We start from the raw sequence: 19,211 nt of genomic DNA, 5'->3' as shown, positions 1-19,211 counted from the left end.
GAAGGTGACGGCATGACCAGCCTGGAGATGGCACCCGGCAACACTGGGGCGGACGGGACCGCGCCGCTTCTCGAAGTCCGCGACCTGCACGTGGAGTTCAAGGTCCGTGACACCGTGACCAAGGCGGTCAACGGCGTCAACTACAGCGTCAGGGCGGGCGAGACGCTCGCCGTGCTCGGTGAGTCGGGCTCCGGCAAGTCCGTCACCGCGCAGGCGATCATGGGCATTCTGGACAGCCCGCCCGGACGGATCGCCAAGGGCGAGATCTTCTTCCAGGGCCAGGACATCCTGCGCCTGCCGGAGAACGAGCGGCGCAAGCTGCGCGGCGCCAAGATGGCGATGATCTTCCAGGACGCGCTGTCCTCGCTCAACCCGGTGCTGTCGGTGGGCTACCAGCTCGGCGAGATGTTCCGGGCCCACCAGGGCATGTCCAAGAAGGACGCCAAGGCCAAGGCCATCGAGCTGATGGACCGCGTGCGCATCCCCGCCGCCGCCCAGCGCGTCGGCGACTACCCGCACCAGTTCTCCGGCGGTATGCGCCAGCGCATCATGATCGCCATGGCGCTCGCCCTGGAGCCGGACCTGATCATCGCCGACGAGCCGACCACGGCTCTCGACGTGACCGTCCAGGCCCAGGTGATGGACCTGCTCGCGGAGCTTCAGCGCGAGTACAACATGGGCCTGATCCTGATCACCCACGACCTGGGTGTGGTCGCGGACGTCGCCGACAAGATCGCGGTGATGTACGCGGGGCGGATCGTCGAGACCGCGCCGGTGCACGAGCTGTACAAGCGCCCCGCGCACCCGTACACCAAGGGCCTGCTGGACTCGATCCCGCGCCTGGACCACAAGGGCCAGGAGCTGTACGCCATCAAGGGCCTGCCGCCCAACCTCCAGGCGATCCCGCCGGGCTGCGCGTTCAACCCGCGCTGCAGCATGGCGCAGGACGTCTGCCGCACCGACGCACCGCCGCTGGTGCCGGTGACCGAGCGCGACGGCACGGAGCTGCCGGGCCGCCGCTCCGCATGCCACTTCTGGAAGGAGACGATCCATGGCTGAGCCCACGAAGCTCGCGAAGGACAACGAGCCGCAGGACGACGCCACGCCGAACGTCTCCGAGGTGGACACCGTCGACGCGGCCTCCGAGGAGGAGGCGGTCGCGGCGATCGACGCGCCCGTCGAGCGCGGCGAGCCGATCCTGCAGGTCCGCAACCTGGTCAAGCACTTCCCGCTGACCCAGGGCATCCTGTTCAAGAAGCAGATCGGCGCGGTCAAGGCCGTCGACGGCATCTCCTTCGACCTGTACCAGGGCGAGACCCTGGGCATCGTGGGCGAGTCCGGCTGCGGCAAGTCCACCGTCGCCAAGCTCCTGATGAACCTGGAGCAGGCGACCGCGGGCGAGATCTTCTACAAGGGCCAGGACATCACCCGGCTGTCGGGGCGCGCGCTGAAGGCGGTGCGCCGCAACATCCAGATGGTGTTCCAGGACCCGTACACGTCGCTCAACCCCCGTATGACGGTGGGCGACATCATCGGCGAGCCCTTCGAGATCCACCCCGAGGCGGCCCCCAAGGGCGACCGGCGCCGCAAGGTGCAGGAGCTGCTGGACGTCGTCGGCCTCAACCCGGAGTACATCAACCGGTACCCGCACCAGTTCTCCGGCGGTCAGCGCCAGCGCATCGGCATCGCCCGCGGCCTCGCGCTCAACCCCGAGGTCATCATCTGCGACGAGCCGGTCTCGGCCCTGGACGTGTCCGTCCAGGCGCAGGTCATCAACCTGATGGAGCGTCTGCAGAACGAGTTCAACCTCTCCTACGTCTTCATCGCGCACGACCTGTCGATCGTCCGGCACATCTCGGACCGCGTGGGTGTGATGTACCTCGGCAAGATGGCCGAGATCGGCAGCGACGAGCAGATCTACGACCACCCGACGCACCCCTACACCCAGGCGCTGCTGTCGGCGGTTCCGGTGCCGGATCCGGAGGCCCGCGAGCACCGGGAGCGGATCATCCTGGCCGGCGACGTGCCGTCCCCGGCCAACCCGCCCTCGGGCTGCCGCTTCCGCACCCGCTGCTGGAAGGCGCAGGACAAGTGCGCCGAGGAGGTCCCGCTGCTCGCCGTGCCCGAGCGCTTCAAGGGCTCGGACTCCCCGGCGGCCCACGAGTCGGCCTGCCACTTCGCCGAGGAGAAGGACGTCGTCGGCGCGGCGTGACCCGCTGAGCGGCGCAGACCGATCCCCGACCGGTTCCCGGTACCGCACGACGGTGCCGGGAACCGGCCGTATCGGCCGGTCGTTTTCCGGTCGGCGGGCGAGATCACGGGGTGGAGGGGAGCGGCCGGGTGACACTGCATCACGTGGAGCTGTGGGTGGCGGACCTGGAGCGCGCCCGCGCCTGCTGGGGCTGGCTCCTCGGACGGCTCGGCTGGTCGCCGTACCAGGACTGGCCGGCGGGAGTGAGCTGGCGGTCCGGTGACACCTACCTCGTGATCGAGCGGTCCCCGGCCCTGCGCGGCGACCGGCACGACCGGCTCCGCCCAGGCCTGAACCACCTGGCGTTCCACGTGCCCACCCGGCAAGGGCTCGACGCCCTGGTCGCCGAGGCGCCCGGGCACGGCTGGACGCTGATGTTCGCCGACCGCCACCCGTACGCGGGCGGCCCCGGCCACTACGCCGCCTACCTGGAGAACACCGACGGCTTCGAAGTCGAACTGGTGGCCCACCCGGAGCCCCCCGAGACCTCCCCGGCCACGACGCCCCCCGAACCGCCGTGACACCGCCCACCCCCCGCCGCGACACCGGACGACATCCCCGCACCGAGCGCCCACGCGCCGCGCGCGCCCTGCGCCGAGCGGTTCCACGTCGCGCGGTCCTCGTCCCGGCCGGGCTTCGCGCAGGTCGGGGCGCGTGCAGGGCTGGCCTCGCGTCGGTCGGCCTCGTGCCGGGCGGACCGATTTTCTACTGTTCTCAAGGAGCACCTCATGACGGAGACCGCGGCGGCGAACGCTCTGCCGTATACGGAACTCGACGGGTTCGGACTGCGTCTGCGGGCCTGGCGGGAGCATGACGTGCCTGCCGTGATGAAGGGCCTGAACGACCCCGAAGCGCTGCGCTGGTCCGCCATGCAGGCGACCCCCATGGACGAGGCCGGAGCGCTGGACTACGTCGCCACACGTGCCGAGCACTGGAAACAGGGCAGGCACGCGCCGTACTGCGTCACCGACGCCGTCACCGGGGAGGTGCTCGGCAGCGTGGAACTCCACAAGATAGAGCGCCGCATGGGCCACGCCGGGGTCGGTTACTGGCTCCTGCCCGAGGCGCGCGGCCGCGGCACGGTGACCCGGGCCGTCGAGCTGTGCGTCCGCTGGGGCTTCGAACAGCTCGGCCTGCACCGTATCGATCTGGGGCACGCCGTCGGCAACACGCCCTCCTGCCGGGTCGCCGACCGCTGCGGTTTCGCGTACGAGGGGGTGCTGCGCGGCTTCCTGCCCGCCGCGGGCGTGCCGGGCACGTACTTCGACACCCACCTCCACGCCCGACTCGCGACGGACCCGTACCCGGCCGTCGGCTGACCGCCGGTCAGGTCCTCCACGGATCCTCTCCACCCGTCCGGCGGGGGTGCCCGGTGCGGCGACCGTGTGATGTGCAGCTTATGTGCTGATATGTCTCAGGTCACCGCATCCCGAGGAGGCACCCATGCGTGGAGTCGCGCGCACCAGGGCCTTTCGAGGCCCCGGGTGGGCCGCCGCGGGTGCGATGGGCGCCGCGCTCCTCCTCGCGGCCTGCGGCGGCGGGGGCGCAGGCGTCGGCGCCAAGGCGCTGACCGCTTCCTGGGGCGACCCGCAGAACCCGCTGGAGCCGTCCAACACCAACGAGGTGCAGGGCGGCAAGGTGCTCGACATGATCTTCCGCGGGCTGAAGCGGTACAACCCGAGGACCGCCAAGGCCGAGAACATGCTCGCCGAGCGGATCGACACCACCGACTCGCAGCACTTCGCCATCACCGTCAGGGACGGCTGGAAGTTCAGCAACGGCGAACCCGTCACCGCCCGTTCGTTCGTCGACGCCTGGAACTACGGCGCGAGCCTGCGGAACAACCAGAAGAACGCCTACTTCTTCGGCTACATCGAGGGCTACGACAGGGTCCACCCCGAGAGTGGCAGGCAGAGCGCCGACACCCTCTCCGGTCTGAAGGTCACCGGCCCGCGCACCTTCACCGTCACCCTCGGCCAGAAGTTCTCCACCTTCCCCGACACCCTCGGCTACGCCGCCTTCGCCCCGCTGCCCCGCACCTTCTTCACCCACCACGCCGCCTGGCTGGACTCACCCGTCGGCAACGGTCCGTACACCATCGAGTCGTACACCAGGGGCGCGCAGATGACGCTCAAGAAGTGGGACGGCTACCCGGGCCCGGACAAGGCGCGGAACGACGGCGTGACCCTGGTGGTCTACACCGACAGCAACACCGCGTACACCGACGTGCTCGCCGGCAACCTCGACCTGGTCGACGACATCCCCGCCGGACAGCTCAAGAACGTGCGGACCGACCTGGCCGGCCGCTACATCAACAGCCCGGCCGGCATCCTGCAGACGCTCGCCTTCCCGTTCTACGACCCGAAGTGGAACACCGCTGGCGCGCGCAAGGTCCGCACCGGCCTGTCCATGGCGATCAACCGCAAGCAGATCACCGAGACCATCTTCCGGCGCACCCGCACCCCGGCCACCGACTGGACCTCACCCGTCCTCGGCACGGACGGCGGCTTCAAGCCGGGCCTGTGCGGCCACGCCTGCGACTACGACCCCGCCGGGGCCAGGAAGCTGGTCCAGGAGGGCGGCGGACTCCCCGGCGGCCAGGTGCGGATCACGTACAACGCGGACACCGGCTCGCACAAGCAGTGGGTGGACGCCGTGTGCAACTCCATCAACAACGTGCTCGGCAACGACCGGGCGTGCGTGGGCAACCCGGTCGGCACCTTCGCCGACTTCCGCAACCAGATCAGCGGGCACCGGATGACCGGACCCTTCCGGGCCGGCTGGCAGATGGACTACCCGCTGATCCAGAACTTCCTCCAGCCGCTGTACTACACGGGCGCCTCCTCCAACGACGGCAAGTGGTCCAACCAGCGCTTCGACCGCCTCGTCGACCAGGCCAACGCCGAGAGCGACCGGCCCCGGGCGATCCGGCTCTTCCAGCAGGCCGAGGGCGTCCTGCGGGACAACATGGCCGCCATCCCGCTGTGGTACCAGAACGGCAGCGCCGGCTACTCCGACCGGCTGCACGACGTGACGCTCAACCCGTTCAGCGTCCCCGTCTACGACGAGATCAGGGTCGGCTGATCCGCATGGGACGCTATGTCGCCAGACGGCTGCTCCAGATGATCCCGGTGTTCTTCGGGGCCACCCTGCTGATCTTCCTGATGGTGAACGTGATGGGCGACCCCATCGCCGGACTGTGCGGGGAGCGCGCCTGCGACACCGCGACCGCCGCCCAGCTCAGACGGGAGTTCGGCCTCGACAAGCCGCTGTGGCAGCAGTACGCGACCTACATGGGCAACGTCTTCACCGGCGACTTCGGCACCGCCTTCAACGGACAGCCCGTCACCCAGCTGATGGCGTCGGCGTTCCCCGTCACCATCCGGCTGACCATCGTCGCGATCCTCTTCGAGATCGTCGTCGGCATCACCCTGGGCGTGCTGACCGGGCTGCGTCGCGGCCGGCCCGTCGACACCTCGGTCCTGGTCCTCACCCTCGTCGTCATCTCCGTCCCCACCTTCGTCACAGGACTGCTGCTGCAACTGCTGTTCGGCGTCAAGTGGGGCTGGATCAGGCCCTCGGTGTCCCCGGCGGCGGCCTTCGGCGAGCTGATCGTGCCCGGCCTGGTCCTCGCCTCCGTCTCCCTCGCCTACGTCACCCGGCTGACCCGTACCTCCATCGCCGAGAACCGGCGCGCGGACTACGTGCGCACGGCCGTCGCCAAGGGAGTGCCCCGGCGCCGGGTCGTCGTCCGGCACCTGCTGCGCAACTCCCTGATCCCCGTGGTCACCTTCATCGGCACCGACATCGGCGCGCTGATGGGCGGCGCCATCGTCACCGAGCGCATCTTCAACATCCACGGCGTCGGCTACCAGCTCTACCAGGGCATCCTGCGGCAGAACACCCAGACCGTCGTCGGCTTCGTGACGGTCCTCGTCATGGTCTTCCTGGTCGCCAACCTGCTCGTGGACCTGCTCTATGCCGTACTCGACCCGAGGATCCGCTATGCCTGAGCAGCCGCGGGAGCCGGAGCGCGCCATCGCCGGGACCGGCATGGGCGGCGCGATGGACCTCGCGGCGAGCGAGGCGACGACACTGGAGCGGGCGCCGGGCGGGCCGACGGGCAAGCCGCGCTCCCTGTGGTCCGACGCCTGGCGCGACCTGCGCCGCAACCCGGTCTTCCTGCTCTCCGCGCTGGTGATCTGCTTCCTGGTCCTCATCGCGCTCTGGCCGTCCCTGATCACCTCGGGCAATCCGCTCACCTGCGATCTGGCCCGCGCCCAGGACGGCTCCGCGCCCGGCCACCCCTTCGGCTTCGACGGCCAGGGCTGCGACGTCTACACGCGCACCGTCTACGGGGCCCGCGCGTCCGTCACGGTCGGCGTGTGCGCCACGCTCGGGGTGGCGCTCCTCGGCTCGGTACTGGGCGGGTTCGCCGGGTTCTACGGCGGCGCCGGGGACGCCGTGCTGTCGCGGGCCACGGACGTCTTCTTCGCCATCCCCGTCGTCCTCGGCGGTCTCGTCCTGCTGTCCGTCGTCCCGAGCAGCACCGTCTGGCCGGTCGTCGGGTTCATCGTGCTGCTCGGCTGGCCGCAGATCGCCCGGATCGCGCGCGGGTCCGTCATCACCGCCAAACAGCTCGACTACGTCCAGGCCGCCCGCGCCCTGGGCGCCTCCGACTCCCGCATCCTGCTGCGGCACATCGCGCCCAACGCGGTCGCCCCGGTGATCGTCGTCGCCACCATCGCGCTCGGCACGTACATCGCCCTGGAGGCCACCCTGTCCTACCTCGGGGTCGGGCTGAAGCCGCCCAGCGTCTCCTGGGGCATCGACATCTCCGCCGCCTCGCCCTACGTCCGCAACGCCCCGCACGCGCTGCTGTGGCCCGCCGGGGCGCTGGCGATCACGGTCCTGGCCTTCATCATGCTCGGCGACGCGGTGCGCGACGCCCTCGACCCGAAGCTGAGGTGACGGCGCCGTGCTGCTCGAAGTCCGCGACCTGTACGTGGAGTTCCGGACCCGGGACGGGATCGTCCACGCCGTCAACGGAGTCGGCTACGAGGTGGAGGAGGGCGAGACGCTCGCCGTGCTCGGGGAGTCCGGCTCCGGCAAGTCCGTGACCGCGCAGGCCGTCATGGGCATCCTCGACGTGCCGCCCGGCCGGATCAGCGGCGGGCGGATCCTGTTCCGCGGCAGGGACCTGCTGGAGCTGAAGGAGGAGGAGCGGCGGCGGATCCGGGGCGCCGAGATGGCGATGATCTTCCAGGACGCGCTGTCCGCGCTGAACCCGGTGCTGTCCGTCGGCGACCAGCTCGGCGAGATGTTCGTCGTGCACCGGGGCATGTCCCGCAAGGACGCGCGCGCCAGGGCCGTGGAGCTGATGGACCGGGTGCGCATCCCGGCCGCCCGGCAGCGCGTCGGCGACTACCCGCACCAGTTCTCCGGCGGCATGCGCCAGCGCATCATGATCGCGATGGCGCTCGCCCTGGAGCCGGCGCTCATCATCGCCGACGAGCCGACCACGGCCCTCGACGTGACCGTCCAGGCCCAGGTGATGGACCTGCTCGCCGAACTCCGGCGCGAGTACCGCATGGGGCTCGTGCTCATCACCCACGACCTGGGCGTGGTCGCCGACGTCGCCGACCGGATCGCGGTGATGTACGCGGGCCGGATCGTGGAGTCCGCGCCCGTGCACGACATCTACAAGGCGCCCGCCCACCCGTACACCAGGGGCCTGCTGGACTCGATCCCGCGCCTGGACCACAAGGGCCGGGAGCTGTACGCCATCAAGGGCCTGCCGCCCAACCTCCAGGCGATCCCGCCCGGTTGCGCCTTCCACCCGCGCTGCCCCATGGCCCGGGACGTGTGCCGTACGGACGTACCGCCCCTGTACGAGGTCTCCGAAAGCCGCGTCAGCGCCTGCCACTTCTGGAGGGAGTGCCTGGATGGCAGAGCAGACGGCTGAGCGGGCCGCCGAGCCGATCCTGGAGGTCAGCGGGCTCGTCAAGTACTACCCGCTCACCCGGGGCGTGCTGTTCAGGAAGCAGGTCGGGGCGGTCAAGGCGGTCGACGGCGTCGACTTCACCCTGGGCCGGGGCGAGACGCTCGGCATCGTGGGCGAGTCCGGCTGCGGCAAGTCGACGGTCGCGAAGCTGCTGTGCAACCTGGAGCGGCCCACGGCGGGCGAGATCCGCTACCGGGGCGAGGACATCACCCGGCTGTCCGGGCGGGCGCTGAAGGCGGTGCGCCGCAACATCCAGATGGTGTTCCAGGACCCGTACACGTCGCTCAACCCCCGTATGACGGTGGGCGACATCATCGGGGAGCCGTACGAGATCCACCCCGAGGCCGCGCCCAAGGGCGACCGGAGGAGGAGGGTGCAGGAACTGCTGGACGTCGTCGGCCTCAACCCGGAGTACGTCAACCGCTATCCGCACCAGTTCTCCGGCGGTCAGCGCCAGCGCATCGGCATCGCACGGGGGTTGGCGCTGCGGCCCGAGATCATCGTCGCAGACGAGCCGGTCTCCGCGCTCGACGTCTCGGTGCAGGCCCAGGTGATCAACCTGATGGAGCGGCTGCAGAACGAGTTCGACCTGTCGTACGTCTTCATCGCGCACGACCTGTCGATCGTGCGGCACATCTCCGACCGGGTGGGGGTCATGTACCTCGGGCGGATCGTCGAGATCGGCACCGACGAGCAGATCTACGACCATCCCACGCACCCCTACACCCAGGCACTGCTGTCCGCCGTGCCTGTGCCGGACCCGGGGGCACGGGAGCGCCGGGAGCGGATCATCCTCTCGGGGGACGTGCCGTCGCCGACGGACATCCCCTCCGGCTGCCGCTTCCGCACCCGCTGCTGGAAGGCGCGGGAGCGCTGCACGCTGGAGGTGCCGGAGCTGGCGGTGCCCGAGGAGTTCCGGCACGACACCGGGCCGGCGGTGCACGACTCGGCGTGCCACTACGCGGCGGAGCTCCAGGTGGTGCCGCCGGAGGAGCGGGACAACGACGGACAGGGCACCGGCAGCAGGGCGCCGTGACCCCGCCGGCGGCCCGGCGCCCGCACGGCCCGTGAGGGGCGCTGTGAGGGCGTCGGGTCGGGAGGTCTCAGGCGATTCCCAGGGAGCGCTTGAGGAAGTCCACCTGGAGCAGCAGCAGGTTCTCGGCTACCTGCTCCTGCGGAGTCATGTGGGTGACCCCGGACAGCGGCAGCACCTCGTGCGGGCGCCCCGCGGCGAGCAGGGCGGAGGACAGCCGCAGGGCGTGGGCGACCACCACGTTGTCGTCAGCCAGGCCGTGCACGATCATCAGCGGCCGGTGCGGCTCGGCGGGCGAGGACAGCCCGTCGTCGGTGACCAGGGAGCTGTGGGCGTACACCTCCGGAGCCTGGTCCGGGTCGCCCAGGTACCGCTCGGTGTAGTGGGTGTCGTACAGGCGCCAGTCGGTGACCGGGGCGCCCGCGATGCCCGCGTGGAAGACGTCCGGGCGGCGCAGCACGGCCAGGGCGGCCAGGTAGCCGCCGTAGGACCAGCCGCGGATCGCGACCCGGCCGAGGTCGAGCGGATACGTCCCGGCGAGGTCCCGCAGGGCCTCGATCTGGTCGTCGAGGGTGACCGTGAAGTCGTGGTGGACGGCCTTCTCCCAGGCGGGGGAGCGGCCCGGGGTGCCGCGGCCGTCGGCGACGACCACCGCGAATCCCTGGTCGGCGAACCACTGCGAGGTGAGGTGCGCGTTGTGCGCGGCCACCACGCGGGAGCCGTGCGGGCCGCCGTAGGGGTCGAGGAGGACGGGCAGGGGAGCGGAGCCGTCAGTGTCACGGGGGTAGTCCGTAGGCATAAGCACGGCGCACGGGATTCGGCGTGCGCCCCCCTGGGTGAGGGTCACGCGCGGGGACAAACCGGGGTCTTCGGCATGGGAGCGGATGGTGGCCACCGTCCGGCCCTCGCGCACCACCCGTACCCGGGCGCCCGGCCGGTCGAGCGTGGCGGAGACGAGGACGGTCACGCCCCCGGCGCGCACCGCGGTGTGCACACCGGGCTCCTGGCTCACGCGTTCCACGCCGAGTTCGTTGACGCGGTAGACGTGCACCTCGCCGGTCTCAGGGTCCGCCGCCTCCTCGCCCGCCGAGGCGGAGACCAGCACGTCGTCGTCCGACACGTCCAATACCGCCCGCACATGCAACTGCGCCCCGGTGAGCGGTCGTTCGCCGACCGCCAGCACCCGCGCGCCGCCCTCGTCGGCGACACGCGCGAGCTGCCCCGAGGGAGACCAGCACGGCACCCCGGGGAAAAGATCAAGCCAATCTTGATCTTCATCGGCGTGCACCATGCGGGTCGCCCCGGACTCCGGGTCCACGGCCAGGTACAGCTGGCTGCGCTGGTCGCGCGCCTGTACGAGGAGCAGCGGCGCCCCTGCCGCTGACCAGTGCACATGAGCCAGGTACGGGTAGCGGGACCGGTCCCAGAGGACCTCCGTGCGGGTCCCGTCCAGACCGAACACGAACAACTGTACGTCCGCGTTGGGGGTGCCGGCGGCCGGGTAGGCGACGCGGCTGGGCTCCCGCTCGGGCTGCGCCGGGTCGGAGATCCACCACCGCCGCACCGGCGTGTCGTCCACGCGCGCCACGAGCAGCCGGTCCGACTCCGGCGCCCACCAGAAGCCGCGGGAGCGCTGCATCTCCTCGGCCGCGATGAACTCCGCGAGGCCGTAGGCGATGCCCTCGGACTCCGGTTCGGCGAGCGCCCGGTCGCCGTCGCCCTCGGCGCCGACCACCCGCAGGGACCCGGCGGTGACGTAGGCCACGTGCCGTCCGTCGGGGGACGGGCGGGGGTCGATCACCGGTCCGGGCACGGGCAGTTCACGTGCCGTACCCGCCCGCAACTCGGCTGTGAAAAGCCGCCCTGACAAGGCGAAAGACGCCAACTCCGCTGCGGTGTCGGTGGCGTAGCCGACGATGCCGGCGCCACCCTCGCGACTGCGTTCACGGCGTGCCCGTTCCTCGGCCGAGAGGTCCTCGGAGGCACCGGCGAGGAGGGCGCGCGGGTCGGCGGCCACGCGCTCCGCGCCGTCGCCGAGGTCGAGCACCCAAAGGGAGTTGGCCCGGTCCGTGCCGGATCCGGAGCGCAGGAACACGACACGGGAGGCGTCGGGAGCCACGGTGAACGCGCGCGGCGCGCCGAGCGTGAACCGCTGGGTGCGCGCGTGCCGTCGGGGGAAGGAGACAGGCTCGGTCGTCATGCAATGAACCATATTGGCCATGCGCCCCCTTGTGCGGCCGTGCGCCGACCGATGCGCGCGTGCGGATAGTTATGATCGTTAGCGCATAGTGGGTATGAACCTGCTGCCTGCTGTGTGGATTTATCTGCCCCCGTAGTCCGACGACCCCCGATACCCCCGACACCCCCCGCGTCCCGGGAACTTTGGAGGTGAGCCGCCGTGGCACTCTCGATTTCGGCGGTGCTGCTGCTGGTGATCATCGTCTTCTTGTTGATCAAGAAGTCGGGCCTCAAGGCGGGTCACGCGATCGTGTGCATGCTCCTGGGCTTCTACCTGGCATCGTCCACGGTGGCCCCCACGATCAGCGAACTCACCACGAACATCGCGGGGATGATCGGCAGCTTCAAGTTCTGACCCCGCGGGCTGTGCTCTCGGTGGTGGGGCGGCACCTGCCCCACCACACGCGGGCGTGCGCTGTCAGTCTTCGGCGGCGTACGAAACGAAGTGGGCCCAGGCTCCCGGCGTCATCGCGAGCCGGGGGCCGTCGACGTGCTTCGAGTCGCGGACATGGACCGTGCTGAGGTCGGTGGCGATCTCGACGCAGGAGTCACCCTCGCTGCCGCTGCTGTAGCTGCTCTTGAACCACGCCTGGTTGGAGGCGTCCCCGGACAAGGTGGTGCGCATCATGTCTCCCCCAGCAGTTGCTCGATGAACGCAGCCGACTCACGAGGCGTGAGGGCCTGCGCCCGGATGATGCCATACCGGAGTTCCAGAATACGGAGCTGCCTCGGCTCCGAGACCGGTCGGCCGTTGGCCACCACTGGAGAACGACCAATTGCTGAGCCGTCCTCGAACTTCAGCACCTCGATCCCGCCGTCCACTCCAGCATGCTCCTCGCGTTCCACTGGCATGACCTGGAGTTCGACATTCGGCAACTGCCCCGCCTCAAGCAAGTGCTCAAGCTGTCCCCGCAGAACCGCCCTCCCGCCTAGTGGGCGCCGAAGGGTCCACTCTTCCAGTACGAAGCTGAGTTCAGGTGCCGGCTCGCGCTCGTAGATCGCTTTGCGGGCCACCCGCGCGGCGATGAACCGCTCGACCTCTTCCGCTGAGTACGCGGGACGCCGCATCGTAAGGAGGGCGCGCGCACTCTCGCGTGTTTGCAACAAGCCGTGGACGTGCAGTGGGTCATAGAGCTGAAGCTCAACCGCCCGCGCCTCCAACTGTGCGAGATCCCGAACTTTCTTCGGGTACCGGACCTTCTTCAGGTCCTCCTGCATCGCCGAGACGAGTCCGCCCGCGTTCAGTACCGCGTCCGCCGCGTCCAGATACTCGGGCCGCGGGATGCGCTTGCCGCTCTCGATCTTGTAGACAAGGTCGTCGCCGTACCCGACCGCCGCGGCGAACTCGGCGACCCGCAGCCCCGCCGCTTCCCGTCGGAGTCTCAACTGCCGCCCCACCGTGGCCACTACGGCGAGCGCCCAGTCGTCGTCCGGGTCCACCTCCCACCCCGGCTCGTCCGCCGCCTCGGAGTCGACCCGAGTCCGTACCGCTTCGCCGTCCACCGACATGTGCGCGCCCTTCCGTAGTGCGTGTCGTACTCGTAAGAACGCCGTCGACAGGTTGGACAGCACCGGACAAACAGTGGACGGTGACCCTACGCAACAGCTTGAATACTCGTCACGGTAGGCCTCCTTGGCCACGCTGAGTGATGTGAATCAGGAAAATGCCGCGACCACAGCCCAACTCGACTCGGGCGTGCCCAACTTCAGCGTCCTCCTGTCGTCCACCCCGCGGGGCGCCCGCCTGGCCCGGCTCCTCGCTGCCGACCAGCTCCGCACGTGGGAACTCCCGACTGAGGCGGCGAGCCACGTCGTGGCCGAGCTGGCGGCGAACGCGGCCATCCACGGCCGGCACCCCGGCCGCAGCTTCCGCCTGACGCTCTACGTGATCGGCAGCACGCTCCGTATCGAAGTCACCGACACGCGCGGTGACCGTCGCCCGAAACTCCAAGAGCCGGACACGGACGCCGAGTCCGGGCGGGGCCTGCTGCTCGTGGACGCCCTCGCCGAGCGCTGGGGTGTGGCCGAGGACCGCTTCCCGCGCAAGACCGTCTGGGCTGAACTGCGCCTGCCGCGACCGGAACGCGCCCCCACGGGTTCCGGTGGCGCCGGCGACTGAAAGCAAAGGAACGAGGGAGAAGGAACCCCACCAAGCCCCACCCCTCCCGCCCGTGGCCCGCGCTCACTCGGGAGGGTGAACATCCCCGGCTCGGCTGGATTTGGCAGCCCCCGACGGCTCTACGCTCAGCCCAACGCAGCACGACAACCGCAGACATGCGACGGCCCCCGCCGGGACGGCAATCCCAGTGCGAGGGCCTGACCACCGAGGAAGAGGCAACTTCCCGATGGGTATCCAGAACCCTAGCGTGCCCCCGCGCGCTCAGTCCCGTATTGCGGCCGACAAGGACCCGAACCGGGGCCACCACACCGGCGGGCTCGTCCACGACAACACCCGCCACACCACCCGCTTCACGGTGATCGGCAACCACCTTGCCCAGCACCGCGAACTGTCGCTGCTCGCCATCGGCCTCGGCGTGCACCTCCAGTCGCTGCCGAAGGGCGCCCGCGTCGACATCAAGACCCTCACCGTGCGCTTCCCCGAGGGAGCCACCCGTATCGCCGCCGCCCTGCGGGAGTTGGAGGCCCACGGCTACCTCCGCCGCCCCCGTGAACGCGCCCCCGGCGGCCGTATCGTCACCCGCACGATCTCCTGCAACCAGCCGACCGCGGCCCGCCGTCACCACGACGAACCGCCCCACACCGCGCCCGACGCACCGGACCGCCCGGCGACGGCAGCGCCGAAGCAGGAGCAGTGCGAGAAGCAGGCGGCGCGCGAGACGGGCGGGGCGCACGAGAAGCGCGCTGCCCGCAAGCCGCTCCCCGCCGTCCCACGCCCCGCGTACCCCGCCCCCGCGCTGCTCCAAGCGGCCACCGACCTCCTCGCGGACCTGCGTCGCCGCGACCCCCGCCTGCTCCTCTCCGCCTGTGACACGGCCCACCTGGCCCCGGGCGTCGCCGCCTGGCTGGAACGCGAGGTGGGTCCGGCGGCCGTACGCCACGCCCTGACCGCCGACCTCCCGTCCGAGGGGCTGCGGCGGCCCGCCGCGGTCCTGGCGTACCGCCTCACCGCCCAGCTCCCACCGCCGCTCCCGTTCCGCGCCCCGGCCGCCCCTCCGCCCGTGCGACACCCGCTCCAGACCTGCGAGGGCTGCGACCGCGCCTTCCGCGCCCCCGCCCCCGGCCGCTGCCGCGACTGCCGAACCGATCTTCAGGGGGACGCCTAGCATGAACGTGACGATCCTTGCCCCTGGGCACAGACGACGAGGAGCGAGCGCCATGGCCGTCGTACCGGACCGCGCGAAGCAGGACGGCTCCCGCCTGTACCGGGCCATGCGCGACTTCGTTCAGTCCGCGGATGACACGCTGCCGGGCAAATTCGAGATCACCAGGGAAGGGATCGTTCACGACATGCTGTCGCCCAGCGGCCGCCACGAGCTGACCGCACTGCGGCTCCGGAAGCGCCTGGAAAGGGTGATGCCGGAAGAGATCGTCGCCCATACCGGCGAGCCCGACGTGGAGAACGAGCCCGAAGGCGTCATGCGCCGCCCGGACGTGATGGTGATCGCCGAAGAGGACATGGACACCGAAGGGTCCGTCGATCCCCGAACGATCGTCGCCGCCATCGAGATCGTCTCCCGTTCGAACCCGGGCAACGACTGGGTGGGCAAAGTGCGGGACTATCCGCTGCTCGGCATCCCCGTCTACGCAGTCTTCGACCCGCGCACCGGCGAAGGCGCGGTCTTCACCGACATCCACCCCACTCCGGACGGCCCCCGCTATGCGACCCGCAAGGACTTCGTCTACGGGGAGGACGTCACCATCGGCGACTGGACGATCCCGACGGACGGGCTGCCGCGCTATCGGGGGGACAGCGCTGAGGAAGCCGAGTCCTGAGCGCGCTCCCGGTGCCGTCTCCGAGGCGTCTGCCCCGGCCCGGGGAGACGCTTGGGGAGGTTCGGAGGCCTCGTAGGGTTGGGGCCATGACGGAACGGGCCGCTCGGCGGCTGATGCTGGTGCACGCGCATCCCGACGACGAGTCGATCAACAACGGCGCGACGATGGCGCGCTACGCGGCCGAGGGTGCCCTGGTGACGCTGGTGACCTGCACACTCGGGGAGCTGGGCGAGGTCATCCCGGAGGAGCTGCGGCACCTGGAGGGAGCGGCCGGGCTCGGCCCGTACCGGGCAAAGGAGCTGGCCGCGGCCATGCGGGAGCTGGGAGTCACGGACTTCCGGCTGCTCGGCGGGGCCGGGCGGTACCGGGACTCCGGGATGATGGGGCTCGCCGACAACGACGACCCGGACTGCCTGTGGCAGGCCGGCCTCGACACCGCCGCCGAGGACCTCGTCGCCGTGATCCGCGAGGTGCGCCCGCAGGTCCTCGTCACCTACGACGACAACGGCGGCTACGGACACCCCGACCACATCAAGGCCCACCGCGTCGCCATGCGCGCCGCGGACCTGGCCGCCGATCCCGCCGTGCGCCCCGACCTCGGCGAGCCCTGGCGGATCGCCAAGGTGTACTGGAACCGCCTCCCACGCCCGGTCGCCGAGGACGCCTTCGCACGGCTGAAGGACGATCTGGCGGGGCTGCCGTTCGACGAGACGGCGGCGATCGACGACGTTCCCGGAGTCGTCGGCGACGAGCGGGTCACCACGGCGATCGACGGCGCCGCCTACGCCGAGGCCAAGGCCGCCGCTATGCGCGCGCACGCCACCCAGATCGAGATGGCCGAGCCCTACTTCGCCCTGTCCAACCGGCTCGCCCAGCCGGTCTTCACCACCGAGTTCTACGAGCTGGTGCGCGGGGAACCCGTCGCCGCGCCGGGGGAGCGGGAGACCGATCTGTTCGCCGGCACCGGGAAGGAGGCGTCATGAGCTCAGGGGGAGGGGGCTCCATGCTCGCGCAGCCCCTCAAGCCGCCCTCCGCCGGTCGGGCCGCCGCGTACGTGGGACTCTTCCTGCTCGGTGCGGTGGTCGCGATCGCCGGTGCCCTGGTGCAGGCCGCCTGGTTCCCCGGCGGGCTGCTGCTCGCGCTCGCGGGTGCCGCCGGGCTGTTCCTGGGCGGGGCGCGGGCCGCGCGCAGCCGGGGCGGGGCCGTGGCGGGCGCGGCGGGCTGGGTCGTCACCGTGTTCGTGCTCACCACCAGCCGGCCCGAAGGCGACTTCTTCTTCGCGGCCGACAGCGGCTCCTATCTCTTCCTGCTCGGCGGCATGGCTGTCGCTGTGATCTGTGCCACCTTGGCTCCGAGACGGCAACCGCACGACGACGACGCCCGACTTGGCAAGTGACGTACCACTTCTTCCCGGGGTGCCGGTAGGGGTCCACCAGGGGTTTACCCAGCGGTCCCGGGATAAGGGCCCCGAGCGGCCAGTATGGTGGTGCGCGCGCCGCCGAGCCGCCCGCACTGAGGTCGTAACGTGCGGCGGAGCCAATCGGGAGAACCTGCCTTGAGTCGTGAAACTGACACTCCGTCGTCCGGGCCCAACGGGCGCGGCGGAGCCGCCTACCCCTCGGGAACCCCGCCGTACGGAATCCCGGCGGTCTCCGACGACCGAGCGGACGCGGGCCGTTCGGCCGCGCAGCCCGAGGAACGCAAGACCGAGACCACGCTGACGACGCGGATCCGGATCAACATCCCCGGATCCCGGCCGATTCCGCCGGTCGTCGTGCGGACGCCCGTCTCCTCGGACGGGTCCGAGAGCGACGCCGAGGACACCGGCGACGAGGCCCAGCAGCCGGCCGCCCCGGCGCCCGAGGCCGCTCCGGAACCGCCCGCCGAGCCCCCGGCGCCCGCGGCGGAGAAGCCGACAAGCGACTGGTTCGCCCCCCGCAAGCCCCAGGCCGGCAAAGGCGGTCAGGGTGGCGGATCCACCAACGGCGCGGGACTGCCGGGTGGTTCGGGCGCACCCCCGGCGATCGGGCCCGGCCCCGGCACCTCCGGTCCGGGAAGCTCCGTGCCCCGGCCCGTGGGCGTCGGCTCCTCCGAGCCGGGCTCGTCCGGCGGGGGCCGCCCCGGCGGCGTGACCGGCGCCATGAACCTGCCCGGTGCGGCGGGCGGCTCCCGGCCCGGCTTCACCGGCGCCGGTCTGCCCGGGGTCACCGGCGGCCCCGTCGCCCCGGGCCACGGCGGCGGTACCGGGTCCTTCGACGTCACCGAGGCACTGGGCGCGGGCCAGCTGCCCGGCGGCGGGCCGCGCCGTGAAGACCTGGCGTACTTCTCCGACAACGGCGGTCCGCAGGGCCCCAAGGGCCCGACGAGCGGCCCCGTCACCGGCGACGGACCGCTGCGGCCGCCCACGGGCGGCGCACCCGGCGGCGCGGGGCGCCCGGGTGGTGCCCCCGGCGCGCCCACGGGCCGCCCCGGCGGCGGTCTGAGCGACGATACCGCGGTCCTCACGCCGCAGCAGCAGGCCCCCGAGCCGGGCGCCCCCGGTTACGGCGCGCGGCCGGACAACGTCTCCGGGAACACCGTCACCAGCGGCATGCCCGTCATACAGCCGGGTCCGGACTCGCCGTTCGGACCGGATGCCGACTGGAGCGGGCCACAGACGCACACGCCACCGGGGCTGTCCGAGCCGGCGCCGCAGAGCGCCGCCGCGGCCACCGCGCCCAAGGCGAAGAAGAAGGGCCGCAACAAGCTCGTCCTGCTCTGCGTCGCCGTGATCGGCCTCGCCGGTGTCGCCTACGGCGCCGGGCTGCTGATGAACCACTCCGACGTGCCCAAGGGCACCACCGTGCTCGGCGTCGACATCGGCGGCGGCACCCGCGACGACGCGGTCAAGAAGCTCGACGACGCCTTCGGCAGCCGTGTGAACCAGCCGCTGAAGCTGTCGGTCGAGGGCAGGTCCGTGACCCTCAAGCCGGACCAGGCCGGGCTCCAGTTCGACACCCAGGCCACCGCCAGCGCGGCCGCGACGAGCGACTACAACCCCGTGTCGGTGGTCGGCTCGCTGTTCGGCAACCACCGGGTGATCCAGCCGCGGATGCCGGTCGACGAGGAGAAGCTCCAGGTCGCCCTGCAGAGCGTCTCGGGCGGTGCCGGATCGGTGACCGAGGGCGGCATCGAGTTCCAGTCCGGCAAGGCCGTTCCCGTGTACGGCAAGGCGGGCAAGGGCATCGACGTCGGCGGCTCGATCCAGCTCGTCCAGCAGGCGTACCGCGCCCAGGTGGAGACGGGCACGGCCACGCCGGTCCAGCTGCCCACGGTCACCCAGCAGCCGACGGTCCCCAACGCCGAGGTCGACCGGATGATGAAGGAGTTCGCGCAGCCGGCGATGTCGGGTCTCGTGACGGTGCAGACGGACGCCGCGCACTCGGTGCCGTTGAGCCCGCAGAACTCGCTGTGGAAGTTCCTGCGGGTCAAGGCCGTGGACGGCAAGCTCGTCGACTCCTACGACGAGGCGGCACTCAAGGAGCTGTACGGCAATGCCTTCGAGGGGGTCACGATCGCCAGGGCCACCGGTGACAAGACCCCTGTCACGGTCCAGGACGTGATCGGCGCCCTGCGCCCGGCGCTGACGAGCAAGACCAACCGCGTGGGAGTCATCGACACCAACCCCAGCTAGCAACACCGCAGCAGCGGCGGAGGGCACCCGGTCCGGCACGGACCCCGGGTGCCCTCCT

General features: G+C 71.1%; 19 protein-coding genes. 16 read left to right on the top strand and 3 right to left on the bottom strand.

The genetic code is table 11. From position 1 onward, the window contains the following. Positions 1-12: 12 nt before the first annotated feature. The 9 genes from ACIP4X_RS07740 (at position 13) to ACIP4X_RS07700 (ending at position 9,291) form a co-directional block, all read left to right on the top strand. Positions 13-1,059: an ABC transporter ATP-binding protein gene (locus ACIP4X_RS07740; protein WP_358728909.1), complete on the top strand. Its 1,047-nt coding sequence runs from the start codon at positions 13-15 to the stop codon at positions 1,057-1,059. Next, entirely contained in the window at positions 1,052-2,212 is a 1,161-nt protein-coding gene (locus ACIP4X_RS07735; RefSeq protein WP_358728911.1) for a dipeptide ABC transporter ATP-binding protein, read from the top strand. The genes ACIP4X_RS07740 and ACIP4X_RS07735 overlap by 8 nt, the downstream gene beginning before the upstream one ends. A gap of 128 nt (positions 2,213-2,340) precedes the next feature. Continuing rightward, on the top strand, positions 2,341-2,772 hold the full coding sequence (locus ACIP4X_RS07730) for a VOC family protein (RefSeq protein ID WP_401347200.1): 432 nt from the start codon (positions 2,341-2,343) through the stop codon (positions 2,770-2,772). A 207-nt stretch (positions 2,773-2,979) separates the two neighbouring features. Beyond that, positions 2,980-3,570 (top strand): GNAT family N-acetyltransferase, encoded by a 591-nt coding sequence (locus ACIP4X_RS07725; protein WP_401347197.1) that lies wholly within the window; start codon positions 2,980-2,982, stop codon positions 3,568-3,570. Positions 3,571-3,694: 124 nt separating this feature from the next. After that, on the top strand, positions 3,695-5,335 hold the full coding sequence (locus ACIP4X_RS07720) for an ABC transporter substrate-binding protein (RefSeq protein WP_391456654.1): 1,641 nt from the start codon (positions 3,695-3,697) through the stop codon (positions 5,333-5,335). Positions 5,336-5,340: 5 nt separating this feature from the next. Continuing rightward, entirely contained in the window at positions 5,341-6,264 is a 924-nt protein-coding gene (locus tag ACIP4X_RS07715; RefSeq protein ID WP_358728916.1) for an ABC transporter permease, read from the top strand. Continuing rightward, positions 6,257-7,222: an ABC transporter permease gene (locus tag ACIP4X_RS07710; protein WP_401347194.1), complete on the top strand. Its 966-nt coding sequence runs from the start codon at positions 6,257-6,259 to the stop codon at positions 7,220-7,222. Before ACIP4X_RS07715 ends, ACIP4X_RS07710 begins: the two co-directional genes overlap by 8 nt. A gap of 7 nt (positions 7,223-7,229) precedes the next feature. Beyond that, a complete protein-coding gene (locus tag ACIP4X_RS07705) occupies positions 7,230-8,216 on the top strand; it encodes an ABC transporter ATP-binding protein (protein ID WP_358728920.1) in 987 nt (328 codons plus the stop codon). Then, positions 8,197-9,291 carry a dipeptide ABC transporter ATP-binding protein gene (locus ACIP4X_RS07700; RefSeq protein ID WP_358728922.1) on the top strand — a complete coding sequence of 365 codons (1,095 nt, stop codon included), beginning with the start codon at positions 8,197-8,199 and terminating at the stop codon, positions 9,289-9,291. The genes ACIP4X_RS07705 and ACIP4X_RS07700 overlap by 20 nt, the downstream gene beginning before the upstream one ends. 67 nt (positions 9,292-9,358) lie before the next feature. On the opposite strand, the gene ACIP4X_RS07695 is transcribed toward ACIP4X_RS07700, so the two are convergent. Continuing rightward, positions 9,359-11,488 (bottom strand): prolyl oligopeptidase family serine peptidase, encoded by a 2,130-nt coding sequence (locus tag ACIP4X_RS07695; protein WP_401347189.1) that lies wholly within the window; start codon positions 11,486-11,488, stop codon positions 9,359-9,361. Between the two features lie 198 nt (positions 11,489-11,686). On the opposite strand from ACIP4X_RS07695, the gene ACIP4X_RS07690 reads away from it, so the two are divergent. Beyond that, positions 11,687-11,881 (top strand): hypothetical protein, encoded by a 195-nt coding sequence (locus tag ACIP4X_RS07690; RefSeq protein WP_358728925.1) that lies wholly within the window; start codon positions 11,687-11,689, stop codon positions 11,879-11,881. A gap of 63 nt (positions 11,882-11,944) precedes the next feature. On the opposite strand, the gene ACIP4X_RS07685 is transcribed toward ACIP4X_RS07690, so the two are convergent. Together ACIP4X_RS07685 and ACIP4X_RS07680 are read right to left on the bottom strand one after the other, a co-directional pair. Beyond that, positions 11,945-12,154, bottom strand: coding sequence for a DUF397 domain-containing protein (locus ACIP4X_RS07685; RefSeq protein ID WP_401347186.1), 210 nt, complete (start codon positions 12,152-12,154; stop codon positions 11,945-11,947). Continuing rightward, positions 12,151-13,035, bottom strand: coding sequence for a helix-turn-helix transcriptional regulator (locus tag ACIP4X_RS07680; protein WP_358728929.1), 885 nt, complete (start codon positions 13,033-13,035; stop codon positions 12,151-12,153). The genes ACIP4X_RS07685 and ACIP4X_RS07680 overlap by 4 nt, the downstream gene beginning before the upstream one ends. A gap of 142 nt (positions 13,036-13,177) precedes the next feature. Between ACIP4X_RS07680 and ACIP4X_RS07675 the strand changes: the two genes are divergently transcribed. The 6 genes from ACIP4X_RS07675 (at position 13,178) to ACIP4X_RS07650 (ending at position 19,153) form a co-directional block, all read left to right on the top strand. Next, positions 13,178-13,645, top strand: a complete 468-nt coding sequence (locus ACIP4X_RS07675) for an ATP-binding protein (protein ID WP_401347183.1) — start codon at positions 13,178-13,180, stop codon at positions 13,643-13,645. Positions 13,646-13,871: 226 nt separating this feature from the next. Next, positions 13,872-14,810, top strand: coding sequence for a helix-turn-helix domain-containing protein (locus ACIP4X_RS07670; protein ID WP_391456664.1), 939 nt, complete (start codon positions 13,872-13,874; stop codon positions 14,808-14,810). A 52-nt stretch (positions 14,811-14,862) separates the two neighbouring features. Next, on the top strand, positions 14,863-15,480 hold the full coding sequence (locus ACIP4X_RS07665; protein WP_358728935.1) for a Uma2 family endonuclease: 618 nt from the start codon (positions 14,863-14,865) through the stop codon (positions 15,478-15,480). A gap of 86 nt (positions 15,481-15,566) precedes the next feature. Next, positions 15,567-16,463 (top strand): N-acetyl-1-D-myo-inositol-2-amino-2-deoxy-alpha-D-glucopyranoside deacetylase, encoded by an 897-nt coding sequence (gene mshB, locus ACIP4X_RS07660; RefSeq protein ID WP_358728937.1) that lies wholly within the window; start codon positions 15,567-15,569, stop codon positions 16,461-16,463. Then, a complete protein-coding gene (locus tag ACIP4X_RS07655; protein ID WP_358728938.1) occupies positions 16,460-16,876 on the top strand; it encodes a DUF6113 family protein in 417 nt (138 codons plus the stop codon). The genes mshB and ACIP4X_RS07655 overlap by 4 nt, the downstream gene beginning before the upstream one ends. A 159-nt stretch (positions 16,877-17,035) precedes the next feature. Beyond that, complete coding sequence (locus ACIP4X_RS07650; RefSeq protein WP_401347180.1) at positions 17,036-19,153, top strand: hypothetical protein; 2,118 nt, start codon at positions 17,036-17,038, stop codon at positions 19,151-19,153. Positions 19,154-19,211 lie beyond the last annotated feature (58 nt).

Source organism: Streptomyces sp. NPDC088817 (assembly GCF_044750345.1).
Classification (GTDB): Bacteria; Actinomycetota; Actinomycetes; order Streptomycetales; family Streptomycetaceae; genus Streptomyces.
Note: the sequence above shows the minus strand (reverse complement) of the source record. Positions and strands in the feature narration are given on the sequence as shown.